The following is an 11,915-nucleotide window of genomic DNA, read 5'->3' as shown; positions in this document are numbered from 1 at the left end:
GTCTTATAAAGCTTGTGCCCGGGGCAATCTTGCCGCCGGGTCACAAAGTTTCCCCCTGATCAGCATATCAGCTTAAACGCTCATCCAGCTTGCCTTGCCCACCCTGCTGTTCTTGGCAACGGCAGACCATTTTCTTTCTAAGCAGCTAGGCACAACCTGTATCCTGCACATAAAAAAACGTCGCTTCAAGGCGACGTTTTCAGCTTTACAGATCCAGATGCGTTACAGGCTAACCGAGAATTGCAGGCTTAGATAGGCCACCAGAGTAGATAAACAAAGCATCGGAACATAACGATATGCTTTAAATAAAAACTGTTCATATTTAGAAATCAGGTCAGCATGATGCCAGACCGTCGTTTTCAGGGCACTTAAAAAGCAGACTACAAACCAGGCACTTAACAGACTAAGTACAAAGAACCCGATCATGATCTGGCTGCTCCCTTCTGCGGTCTGCCATAAGGCCAGTGCCCCCTCACTTATCGGCAGCAGGCTTAAAATGAGCAATACAGATTTCAGCATTGCCCAATGAAACTGATTCAGTTCATCCAACAGAAAAAATGCTTTCATCTGATTACTCCATACCTGATTTCAATGGTCTGGATTTATTATGCAAAGCTTTAATCTAAAGAGAAAGTGTATTTTCCGGCATATTTTCTTTTTCTTGTAACTATTAAATATGGGAATAATTCTTATTATAACTCTCAGATATTTATTATATTATTTTTATAATATTTTCAAAAACTTATATAAAATATTCTAATCAAGAAATATTATCACTTCACTTTGATTATTATTATTTAAAAGTGAAGTGATATTTTATAGAAGATTATGGCTGATAATAAATATCCGCATCACTGCCTTCACCACCTTCTTTACCATCCGCACCAAACGAATATAAATCAAATGGACGACCTTCACGACCCGGAATCACATACTGAATATCATTATCCCAGCTGTCTTTAGGATATTTTGGTAAGTAGCCCTCAGGTAACCAGTTTTTTGCAGAAGCAGGTTGATGCACCAGGGCATCCAGTCCGCCATCTTGCATGGATGGATAACGTCCGTTATCCAGCTTATATTGCTTCAATGCCCCTTCTACCGTCTTTAAGGTGATCTGCGTTGTATCTACTTTTGCTTTTTCACTTCGTCCCATGACATTCGGAACGATCAAGGCAGCCAGAATACCTAAAATCACAATAACAACCATCACCTCAATGAGCGTAAATCCTGAGCGAGGGTTAACAAAGTGGAACTTTGTCCGAGCGCAAGACGAAGAGCTATGCTCTGAGTCACACGATTCCGCAAGACGAGAAGCGATGCTTTGAGTGCAAGGATTCAGGCTGTGTCCAACATTGTGCTTATTCATTGAATTATTCATCTCTTTCATGTCACTCATCAGATCATATTGTTCATATTAATAATTGGCAACATTACCGCAATCACAATGACCAAGACAATTGCTGCCATAAAAATCAGCATCAAGGGTTCAAGGAGTGCCAGTAAAGTTGAAATAAAGGTGGTCACCTCACGGTCCTGCATGGTTGATGCCCGATCCAGCATCCGGTCCAGTTCACCCGAGGCCTCACCGCTACGGATCATTTGCACCATCATCGGGGGAAAATAACCGCAACGTTCCAGCTGAGTTGCCAGGTTGCCGCCTTCTGTTACACGCTCCATCGCAGCATCAATCGCATCACGAATGACCCAGTTATTACTGACTTCTGCACCAATACGCAACGCTTCGACCAGAGGTACACCGGAACGGGTCAGAATCGACAGGGTACTGGCAAAGCGTGCTGCATTTATACCACGGGAAAGTTTACCAAATAGTGGCAACCTGAGCGTTAATCGGTCAAATGCATAGTGTCCTGCCGTGGTTCTTAAAAAACGGGTAAATAAAATGATGGCCACCACAGCCACAATGAGCATGCCAATCCAGGTATGCCGGATAAAGGCACTGGCTTTCATTAAGGCAACCGTAATCCAGGGCAACGCCTGTTTGCTCTGTTCAAAGGTCTTGACGATTTCAGGCACCACATAGGTCATTAGCCCCATCACAATCGCGAATGACATCAGCATCAGCACAATCGGATAGATCATCGCACCCTGAATCTTTTTTTGCATGGCAAAACGGTTTTCAGTGTAGTCTGACAACTGGTCAAGGATCAGGTCGAGATGACCTGAACGTTCGCCTGCGGCAACGGTTGCAATATACAGTTCCGGAAAACGCCCGGACTGTTGCATGGCCTTGGCCAGTGAGTGGCCTTCCAGTACCCTGGAACGTACCGCGATCAATAAGTTTTGTACATGACCTTTTTCACTTTGCTTACTGACCGCACGCAAGGCTTCTTCCAGTGGAATTCCGGCAGCCACCAGCACGGATAACTGTCGCGTCATCAAGGCCAGGTCATAGGCACTAAAGCCTTTTTTAAACCAGGAGCGCTGTTGCTGTTTGTCTTTTTGCTCAACGGCATCAACCGCAATCGGCGTCCAGGCTTTATCGCGTAACTGTTGGCGAATCTGACGTGCGGAATCCCCTTCCAGCACGCCCTTATGTTGCTTTCCGGAAGCATCGATAGCAGTAAATTGATAAGCAGGCATGGTTCTGTTCTAATTGTCCCAAAATAGTCGTTGTTAAATGCATCCGTGTATGGAATGAAGCCGTTCGTTCCACCAGAAAATCATCGACATAATGCACAGCACTTTAGCATAATTCTACAAGATGCCGTCATGCCTTATTCAGCTTGTTGTAAGCGATTACATCATCTGGAGACGGCCTAGTTCCATTAACCCTGACCAGAATGAAGCCGATATGCCGACCCAAGATTCTAGCGCTATTGTTTACCGTATTCGAGTGGCCATACCTGTGTACCTGTATGACACCTTTGACTATACGGTCAGTGCAGCGCAATATGCCCAGGCACAGGTGGGCGCCCGGGTTGCCGTGTCGTTCGGCCGGCAAAATCTGGTCGGGATCATTACTGAAAAAGTTGATCCGGACGAAGTATTTACCGGTCAGTTCAAGCTTAAAGCCATTACGGAATTACTCGATCAGGAAGCGATCTTAGACCAGCAAGTTTTAACTTTGTTGACATGGTCAGCCCAATATTATCAATTTCCCATTGGTGAGGTGATGCAAAGTGCCTTGCCTGGCTTACTCAGACAAGGGCGTGCTCTGGATATCCTGTTTCATCTGTGGAAAATCACACCGCATGATGACCCCGCTGCCCTGTTAAAACGCTCGCAAAAACAGTTTGATGCCTATCAGGTACTCAAGCTGCATCCGCATGGTACCACCGAGAATGTACTCAACCTGAGTGGTGTCGAAACCTCGACCCTGAAAGCACTGGAAAAAAAGGGGCTGGCTGAATGTTGTCTGGAACCACATGATTTCACCCCGACACCGGTACAACTGGCACAAGTGCCCCTCACCCCGAATGAAGACCAGAAAAAGGCCATTCAGCACATTCTCAAGGCCCAGCATCGCTATCAGGCCTTTCTACTGGATGGCCTGACCGGAAGCGGAAAAACCGAAGTATATCTGCAAGTGATGCATGAGGTATTAAAGCAAGGCAAACAGGTACTGGTACTGGTCCCTGAAATTGGCCTTACCCCCCAGACGGTTTCCCGTTTCAAGTCACGCTTTCATTGTGATATTGCCTTACTGCATTCGGGCCTGAATGAATCAAAACGCTTACAGGCATGGCAACAGGCACAAACCGGCAAGGCCTCCATCATTATCGGGACACGCTCTGCAATCTACACCCCATTGCCAAATCTGGGGCTCATCATTCTGGATGAGGAACATGACCTGTCTTACAAGCAGCAGGAAGGTTTCCGCTATCACACCCGTGATGTGGCCCTATACCGCGGGCATCTGCACAACTGTCCCGTGGTGCTTGGTTCTGCCACACCAAGTATCGACAGTTATCATCTGGTTGAATCTGGAAAACTGGCACTGCTGGAACTGAACCAGCGTGCAGGCGTGGCAGTGTTGCCGAAAATGCATGTGATTGATCTAAAAATTGCAAAAAAGCAGCATGGCCTCAGCCAGCCCCTGATTGAACAGATAAAGCAAACGCTAGAACGTAAGGAACAGGTGCTAATCTTTTTAAACCGTCGCGGTTATGCGCCAATCCTGATGTGTGAAAGCTGTGGCTGGCAAGCCAATTGCCCACATTGTGATGCACACTTTACCCTGCACTCCCAGCCCTACCATTATTTGCATTGCCATCATTGCGGCACCATCAACCGCCTGCCGGATCACTGCCCGGCATGTCAGCAAAATAGCTTAAAAACCATTGGCGCAGGTACGGCCAAACTTGAGGAACATTTGCAGGAGCTGTTTCCGCAGCATGAAGTCATCCGGGTCGATCGTGACAGCACCAGCAGGGTCGGAAGCTGGCAGAAGATTTATGACCGCATTCAGCAAAACAAGCCAAGCATATTACTGGGCACACAAATGCTGGCCAAAGGCCATCACTTCCCGCATGTGACACTGGTGGCGATTCTGGATATTGATGCCGGTCTGCTCAGTGTTGACCCGCGGGCACCCGAGCGTACAGCCCAGCTGATTGTACAGGTGGCAGGCCGTGCCGGACGAGGCGAGCATAAAGGCAGTGTCTATTTGCAAAGCTTACGTCCCGATCACCCGATGCTGACCACCCTGATTGAACATGACTATCGGACTGTAGCCAGACAGATGCTGGCTGACCGGAAGGTTGCCCTGCTTCCACCTTACCGTTATGCCGTTCTGGTCCGGGTCGAATCTAAAGACCGTGACTACAGCCAGCAATTTCTGGCCGATATTGCACAACAACTCAGAACAATGGCGGGCGATCTAGTCGACATTTGGGGCCCCATTCCGGCACCGATGGAACGTAAAGCAGGCCGCTATCGCGCCCATATGGTGATTTTGTCTACTGAGCGCGCAAAACTGCATTTTTATTTGCGTCAATGGTGGCAACAAGTGGTACATTTACCACGACAGCATCAACTGCGACTTTCCATTGATGTTGATCCGCAAGAATTTAGTTAAGGTACTTTAGGCCAGGGTGGTACAGGGTACGACACATGAGCATCCTTTTTTTAGCTTTAATCCTTTGAGTTAGATCGGGAGTGTTGTCATTTCAGCCATTGCAACAGCAGGCCTTGTTTGAGACAAGACCTGTCCTGACCGGAATATCAACAGTCCCGCAACAGAATAGAACAAACTGAGGCATTCGATGTCCTTATTGCTACCGATTATTTTTTTACTGGCTGCATCTTTAATTTTTGTTCCATTGGCAAAACGCTACCTGGGCACAACAGTGCCGGGCTATCTCGTTGCAGGACTGGTGCTCGGCTCCAGCGTTACCGGGCTGGTTGAAGATCAGCAACTGATCCAGAGCTTGCTCGAACTCGGCATGATCAGCTTCATGCTTTTTCTGGGGCTTGCTTTTCGGCCCTTGCAACTCTGGCAAGAACGTCGCAACCTCCTTAAAGATAGTGGCCTGGCCCTTGCGCTGATCAGCCTGACACTGGTAGCGACTTGTTTTTTAATATTTAACCAGTTGCTGGCCAGTATCATTGTCGGCTTTGCCCTGGCCCTCTCTGCTGTTACCCCGGTGCGGCAACTTTTACAGAACAAACAACAGTTGCATAACAGTGTGGGGCAAGCCTCGCTAGCAACACTGCAATTTCAGACCTTTGTTAGCCTGATACTGATTGTACTCTTTCCGTTGCTGGAAGATACCGCCACCACCAGCCATGGGATTGCTTATTTTGCCGCGATCATGGCCACCATTTCCGGCCTGTTTCTGGCCAGTCGCTATCTGGTACGCCCGGCCTTCCGTTTTCTGGTACATAAAAACAGCCTGCATCTGATTGCGGCCCTGAGTTTACTGGTTATTTTATCGGTCATCCTGATCATGGATATTCTGCATATCCATATCTTGATCGGGGCATTTTTAGCAGGTCTACTACTGGCAGAAACCGAATTCAAAGCCGAAGTAGAACGTATTATTACTCCGTTTAAGGACGCTGCCAGCGGGCTGTTTTTTCTGGCACTGGGTTTAGGCCTGTCGTTACAACCCCTGATTCACTCCCCCGGGTTAATTGCAGGCTCAATCCTTGGGCTGATCCTGATCAAGGCTGGTATTATTGCAGCGATTCATTATTATCACGTTCGCCACGCCAGAGTCAGCAGTTTAATGGCCGTCACCCTGGCACAAAGCGGAGAATTTTCGTTTATCCTGCTCAAACTGGCAGCGCATGAAAGCCTGCTGCCGCAGCCCGTTTTGCAACCGGTCTTACTGATAGTGTTCGGTTCGATACTCTTGACGCCGCTACTATACTGGCTGCTGGATACAGAAATTTTGCCGCGCTTACAGAAAAAACCAGTGGTCGCGCCTGAAGATGTGCCCCGGCATCCCATCCTGATCGTCGGTTTTGGGCGTTTTGGGCAAGTGCTTGCACGGGCTTTACATGCCCAAGGCAAACGTTTTAGTGCCATTGACAGCAACCAGCCGGAAGCTGTCTTCATTGAACAATATGGACACCGTTTTATTGATGCCGATGTCAGCCAGCCTGAAAACCTGCGTGCTGCCGGGATCGAATATTGTAAATTACTGATCCTCGCCATTGATGATGTTGAAGACAGCATGAATCTGGCACGCTACCTGCGTCTGAATCATCCCGACCTGACCCTGTTTGCACGGGCACGTGACCGGCATCATGCCCATTTGCTTAATGATCTGGGTATTCAGGCCATCTGGCGTGAAACCTATGCATCTTCGCTGCTTATGGCACAACAGGCTTTAATTGAAACAGGACTGTCCAGCGTAGATGCACAAACACAGATCGAGCGCTTTAAGCAACAGGACGAACTGTTGCTGATCCAGCAACACTGGGTACATGACCAGCAGGATAGTAGTGGCTACTATTCGAGTGCCATTGCAGAACTGGAGTACCTGTTTGAAAATACAAAAACTTTGCCCCCAGATCGACTGAGCAATGATCAAAACATACAAAGTGATGCAAATTCGCTCAATGACATGTCTTGAGTTTTGGCAAACTGACACCATTATTGACTGCATACATGCACCTTTTTACAAAGCCCTGAGTGCTTTTCAAAGCAAAGCGTTGCTTTGTTTTCCCTTGACGGGATACTGGAGAAAAATATGTCTGATTTACGCCAACGCTTTTTTATCGAAGACTGTCCCGTTCGCGGTGAAGTGGTGCATCTGGAAGAAGCATTACAAACCATTTTGGCGCAACGCGAATATATGCCTGCGGTACAAAGCCTCTTGGGTGAAATGTTAAGTGCCACCGCCTTGCTTGCCAGCACACTGAAAATTCGTGGCCGTATTAGCTTACAGATTCAGGCGAGCGGTACCTTCAAATGGGCCATGGCAGAATGCAACCATTTAGGTGAAGTCCGCGCCCTGGCCGACTATGAAGATGATCCAAGATTTGCAGAAGGTAAAGATAGCCGTACCGTTCTTGCCGCTTTAACCAATCCGGTTCTGTTCATCAACATTGAACCTGAGCACGGCGAACGCTATCAGGGGATTGTACCGCTTGATCAGCCAACACTGGCAGGCTGCCTGAAACAGTATTACGATTTATCGGCACAAATCCCGACCCAGATCGTTTTGGCAACCAACAGCAAGCGTTCAGGTGGTCTGTTGATCCAGTTACTTCCACGTAATGATGAAGATGAACAGAAAATGGTTGATGAGGATTTGTGGCCACGTCTGACCATGCTCACCGAAACCCTGAAGCCGGAAGAACTGACCGACCTGTCAGCCAATGAAATTCTTTATCGTTTATATAACGAAGAAGAAGTACGTTTGCCAGAAGCGGAACAGTTAAAGTTTGGTTGCACCTGTTCTAAAGAACGCTGTGCCAATGCCCTGATCCAGATCGGAGTAGATGCGGTACATGAAACCCTGGAAGCACAAAACCCGATCCAGATGGACTGCCAGTTCTGTAATACACGCTATGAGTTTACTGCCGAAGAAGCATTGGGCCTGTTTGGTGAACATTTAAGTTAATCTGGCACCATGTGATAATAAAGAAAGACGGGCTTCCGTCTTTTTTTATTTTGTATTAAGGTCTACCCGATAAAACAATATCTAAACCGTCCAATAATTTAGACCTTACGATTACCCTATGAATTACTTCAAATATTTACTGTTTATTGTGAGTGTTGTGGTTCTGATTGCAATGCCAGGCCCGGTCATGATCCTGGTGGCCAGCGCCGGACTCAAAGGTGGTTATCAAAAAGCACTACAGACCATCTTTGGTACCAACTTTGCGTCACTTATCCTGATTTTTATTTCGGTACTGATCCTCAAGGGCTTTCTCACCGTTGATGAAAATTACCTGAAAGCCATCCGTATATTGGGTTGCCTGTACATTGCCTACCTTGGGTATAGCATTATCAAGGAAGTCCTTCAGGCTCCTCACCCGACTGCCATTCAAACCCTATCTGCACAAAGTGGCGGTTTTAACAAAGGCTTTCTGGTCGGCATCTCCAACCCCAAAGACATCATTTTTTTCTCGGCATTTTTTCCGCAGTTTATCAGCATTTCCCCCCATATCAATTTCAGCCTAAGCCTGTTGACCGTGACCTGGATTGTTCTGGATTTCCTGACCTTGTCTTTGGTCTACCTGTTTTTCAGTCGCCTCTCGCAAAGCAGCATTTATCCTAAAATTCTAGGCTTATGCGGAGGGTTGCTGGTGTTGATTGCAGTATATGGTCTGGTCGATACCTTGCGCTAGAGCCTTGTTTAAATACCCGGTACAAGCCATTCAGTATCGGTGTCCCCCTGCAAACAGAACAACTCTTATACAATCGAATCCATTGAAATCTCTTGGATTCGTTTCATAATGAAAGAAACACAACATTATTATATTTAAAGATCATGGCAAAAAACTATTATGAAGAGCTAGGTGTTTCCCGGGATGCCTCAGCAGATGACATCAAGAAAGCTTATCGTAAACTGGCCCGCAAATACCATCCTGACATTAGCAAAGAAGCAGATGCCGAAGCAAAAATGCAGGCGATCAATGTCGCCTATGACACCTTGAGCGATAGCAGCAAAAAAGCCGAATATGACCAGATGCTCGATCACCCCCAAGGTCTTTCTGGTTTTGGACAAGGCACGGGGAACGGTTTCGATGGCACCCAGTTCTATCGCCAGAGTTCAGCTGAAGGGGCAGATTTTAGTGGCTTTGAAGACTTGTTTGGCCGCTTTGGTTCAGGCTTTGGCGGCGGACAACAACGTTCGCAACGTCAACAACGCAGCTATCGCGGTGAAGACCAGCACGCCAGTATTGAGGTAGACCTTGATATTGCCTATCAGGGGGCAACCCAGCAAATTACCTTGCAAATTCCGACCTATAACGTCTATGGCGAACCCGAAGTTCAACGTAAAACCCTGCAAGTCAAAATTCCGAAGGGCATGAAAGAAGGCCAGCAAATCCGTCTCAATGGTCAGGGCCAGAGTGGCATTAATGGCGGGGCAAATGGTGACCTGTATATTGAAATTCAATACCACAATACTGACCGGCTCCGGGTTGAAGGAGCCGATGTTTACCAGAGCATTGATGTAACACCGTGGGAAGCAGCGCTAGGTCAAAGTATTGAAGTCAGTACGCCCGCCGGAACACTAAAAGTCAATCTGCCTAAAAATGCCAAGAATGGACAGCAACTTCGCTTAAAAGACAAAGGTATTCCAAACAAGACACCAGGACACTTATACCTGATCATCAATATTGTTTTACCGCCAGTCCACACTGAATCTGAACAGCAGGCATATCAACAATTTGCCGATGCCTTTGCTACATTCAGTCCACGTGCCTCATCAGGAGCAAGATCATGACAACGATTCAATATAAAGAAATTCAATATGACGGTCACTGCCAGGTTGAAATCATTGATGAACAATTGGCACTTGATCTCGAACACTTTGCAGAAGTCTGCGGTCAAAGTACCGACTGGGTGCTCAAACTGATTGATTATGACATTTTGCAGGTTCAGGCTGACCCTCAACATTACCAGTTTATTGGTGAAGATGTCGCGCGTGCCCGTCGTGCCTACCGGCTGCAACGTGACTTTGATGCCAGCCTGTCTGCAGTGGCCGTGATGCTGGATTTAATTGATGAAGTGCAGCAACTACGTAAGCAGCTCAAACATTTTCATTAATCAATCGTCTCAGTTGAACGAACAACCCGATAAAACCTGATACTCGAGGGGGTCATCCACAACCTGAGCGAAGATAAACAAAGCACAGCATTGTCTGAATGCGCAAGACTAACAGCCATGCTGTGAGTATGGTATCAAAAGTAGGCCTTGCGGAGCTTTCGTCACTCCTCATGTGGATGACAATGCCTTTGCTCTAAAGCTTTAAACGCTTTTCAGGGCCAAACCAAAGTAAGGCAAACCTGAACAAACCCAAGCGATGAAAGCTCTGGTCAAGTGCAACACGAACTAATTAATCCTGAGCATGGATAAAAACTCGGCATGACGCCGCTATAAAATTACTTTTTAACAAGAAAATATCTGAACGAAATCTGTTATTTCAACTTGGTGATTTTCTCGACTTCTTTCAAGGTCTGCTTGATCGGCTCATAGTCCAGAAACCACAATAAATTTAGACTTCGTTGCTTGTGCTGCTGGGCCAGCAGGTCAATCACACTGCGCTCTCCCCGCCCAACCAGATGCTGTCGATAAAAATAATACAGCAGCAATACGGTGCTGATCAGCATTACCCCGAGCATGATCCAGAACCCGACAGGTGACTTTAGCCCGGGGATAAACTCGAAGTTCATCCCATAAATTCCGGTCAGCAAGGTCAGTGGTGCAAATACTGCAGTAATAATCGCCAGAATACGCATATTTTCATTGGTCTGGTTGGCAATCGCAGAAAAGTGCAGGTCGATGGCAGACTGAATCGCATTACGCAGCCGCAAGGTATGTTTCTGTACACGTTCCACATGGCTCATCAAGTCATTTAGACGTACCAGCAAGATATCCTGTGCCTTGTGCTTATGTTCACCCACAACATGATGATAATTATCAACCAGCTCATCCCTGAATTCCTGCAAGGTCTCGATCTGTTCCTCACATAAATTTTCGATTTGCTGGAATGCCATGTCTTCATGGAATAACTGATGCCATTGCTTAAAACGGCGGTTGCCCTGTAGCAGTTGCTGCTGCCAGTATTCAACGCGACGGGTTAAAGGGGTACGTAAGTTCAGATAGCCATCAATCATGCTATTGAGTAAACGTAAGCACAAATCTGCCGGGGTCGCAGGTAACTTACGCGGTTTGTTCTGCTCGGCAATGGCACGTTCCATAATGGTCTGTAACCGTTGTAATAGCTTTCTATGGCCTTGTTGCCCTGCTCACGGACACTGACCAGAACCTGTGGCGACAGGATAAAACTCATCGGTGTGGTGGCCAGCCCAAATACGCTTTCATGTGCTTCCAGCACATTCTCGCTTTCCAGAATCTGGTCATCCGGACTGATCAGCTTGCGGAACACCAGCAGGTCATATTCTTCAACTGTATCAAACGCGCAAGGGTGTTCAATATTGAGCAAGTCACGCATATGAAATTCATTCAGCAGCAAGCCGGTATGCTGATAGATGTCTGCCTGCCAGCTCTCGCTATGGTTGACCAGATCCTGCCTTAAACTGTCGATCCACAAAAATTCCAGCGTATGTTCTGTTTGTTGTTCTGTGCTGATAAAAATAGTATTTTCACTGTGATGACGATAAAAATAATATAGCTGCATAGGGGCAAGACGAGTTTAGGGAGCTACAGAAATGCTGCCATGAAGCCGCATAAAAAGCTATTGCTATTCACCCGTCCCTCCCCCGAAACAATAAAAAAAGCCTCACGTAGAGGCTTTTTTATTAGCTAG

9 protein-coding genes and 1 pseudogene are annotated in these 11,915 nt (G+C 47.0%); 6 read left to right on the top strand and 4 right to left on the bottom strand.

Annotation, left to right across the window (positions count from 1 at the left end):
- Positions 1–222 precede the first annotated feature (222 nt).
- The 3 genes from OC23_RS10845 to gspF all read right to left on the bottom strand — a co-directional run bounded on the left by OC23_RS10845 (position 223) and on the right by gspF (position 2,601).
- Positions 223–567, bottom strand: coding sequence for a hypothetical protein (locus tag OC23_RS10845; protein ID WP_038344804.1), 345 nt, complete (start codon positions 565–567; stop codon positions 223–225).
- A gap of 259 nt (positions 568–826) precedes the next feature.
- Positions 827–1,396: a type II secretion system major pseudopilin GspG gene (gspG, locus tag OC23_RS10840; protein ID WP_038344803.1), complete on the bottom strand. Its 570-nt coding sequence runs from the start codon at positions 1,394–1,396 to the stop codon at positions 827–829.
- Positions 1,396–2,601: a type II secretion system inner membrane protein GspF gene (gene gspF, locus OC23_RS10835; RefSeq protein WP_038344801.1), complete on the bottom strand. Its 1,206-nt coding sequence runs from the start codon at positions 2,599–2,601 to the stop codon at positions 1,396–1,398. Before gspF ends, gspG begins: the two co-directional genes overlap by 1 nt.
- A gap of 211 nt (positions 2,602–2,812) precedes the next feature.
- On the opposite strand from gspF, the gene OC23_RS10830 reads away from it, so the two are divergent.
- The 6 genes from OC23_RS10830 (at position 2,813) to OC23_RS10805 (ending at position 10,192) form a co-directional block, all read left to right on the top strand.
- The gene (locus OC23_RS10830; RefSeq protein WP_038344799.1) at positions 2,813–5,038 is read left to right on the top strand and encodes a primosomal protein N'; all 2,226 of its coding nucleotides are present in this window, start codon (positions 2,813–2,815) and stop codon (positions 5,036–5,038) included.
- Positions 5,039–5,225: 187 nt separating this feature from the next.
- On the top strand, positions 5,226–7,043 hold the full coding sequence (locus OC23_RS10825; RefSeq protein ID WP_038344797.1) for a cation:proton antiporter: 1,818 nt from the start codon (positions 5,226–5,228) through the stop codon (positions 7,041–7,043).
- A gap of 117 nt (positions 7,044–7,160) precedes the next feature.
- Complete coding sequence (gene hslO / locus OC23_RS10820; RefSeq protein WP_038344795.1) at positions 7,161–8,036, top strand: Hsp33 family molecular chaperone HslO; 876 nt, start codon at positions 7,161–7,163, stop codon at positions 8,034–8,036.
- A gap of 118 nt (positions 8,037–8,154) precedes the next feature.
- Complete coding sequence (locus tag OC23_RS10815; protein ID WP_038344793.1) at positions 8,155–8,766, top strand: LysE family translocator; 612 nt, start codon at positions 8,155–8,157, stop codon at positions 8,764–8,766.
- A 143-nt stretch (positions 8,767–8,909) separates the two neighbouring features.
- Entirely contained in the window at positions 8,910–9,869 is a 960-nt protein-coding gene (locus OC23_RS10810; protein WP_038344791.1) for a DnaJ C-terminal domain-containing protein, read from the top strand.
- Positions 9,866–10,192, top strand: coding sequence for a chaperone modulator CbpM (locus tag OC23_RS10805; RefSeq protein WP_038344790.1), 327 nt, complete (start codon positions 9,866–9,868; stop codon positions 10,190–10,192). Before OC23_RS10810 ends, OC23_RS10805 begins: the two co-directional genes overlap by 4 nt.
- 371 nt (positions 10,193–10,563) lie before the next feature.
- On the opposite strand, the pseudogene OC23_RS10800 reads toward OC23_RS10805, so the two are convergent.
- Positions 10,564–11,786: pseudogene (locus tag OC23_RS10800) on the bottom strand (magnesium transporter CorA family protein).
- Between the last annotated feature and the right edge of the window lie 129 nt (positions 11,787–11,915).

It is taken from the genome of Acinetobacter sp. A47, assembly GCF_000805455.1.
GTDB lineage: Bacteria > Pseudomonadota > Gammaproteobacteria > Pseudomonadales > Moraxellaceae > Acinetobacter.
Note: the sequence above shows the minus strand (reverse complement) of the source record. Positions and strands in the feature narration are given on the sequence as shown.

Bases quoted from the DNA above. Each gene is read 5' to 3' on its own strand.
- OC23_RS10825 (WP_038344797.1), top strand. From the start codon at position 5,226: ATGTCCTTATTGCTACCGATTATTTTTTTACTGGCTGCATCTTTAATT.
- OC23_RS10805 (WP_038344790.1), top strand. From the start codon at position 9,866: ATGACAACGATTCAATATAAAGAAATTCAATATGACGGTCACTGCCAG.
- gspG (WP_038344803.1), bottom strand. From the start codon at position 1,396: ATGAGTGACATGAAAGAGATGAATAATTCAATGAATAAGCACAATGTT.
- OC23_RS10815 (WP_038344793.1), top strand. From the start codon at position 8,155: ATGAATTACTTCAAATATTTACTGTTTATTGTGAGTGTTGTGGTTCTG.
- gspF (WP_038344801.1), bottom strand. From the start codon at position 2,601: ATGCCTGCTTATCAATTTACTGCTATCGATGCTTCCGGAAAGCAACAT.
- OC23_RS10810 (WP_038344791.1), top strand. From the start codon at position 8,910: ATGGCAAAAAACTATTATGAAGAGCTAGGTGTTTCCCGGGATGCCTCA.
- hslO (WP_038344795.1), top strand. From the start codon at position 7,161: ATGTCTGATTTACGCCAACGCTTTTTTATCGAAGACTGTCCCGTTCGC.
- OC23_RS10845 (WP_038344804.1), bottom strand. From the start codon at position 567: ATGAAAGCATTTTTTCTGTTGGATGAACTGAATCAGTTTCATTGGGCA.
- OC23_RS10830 (WP_038344799.1), top strand. From the start codon at position 2,813: ATGCCGACCCAAGATTCTAGCGCTATTGTTTACCGTATTCGAGTGGCC.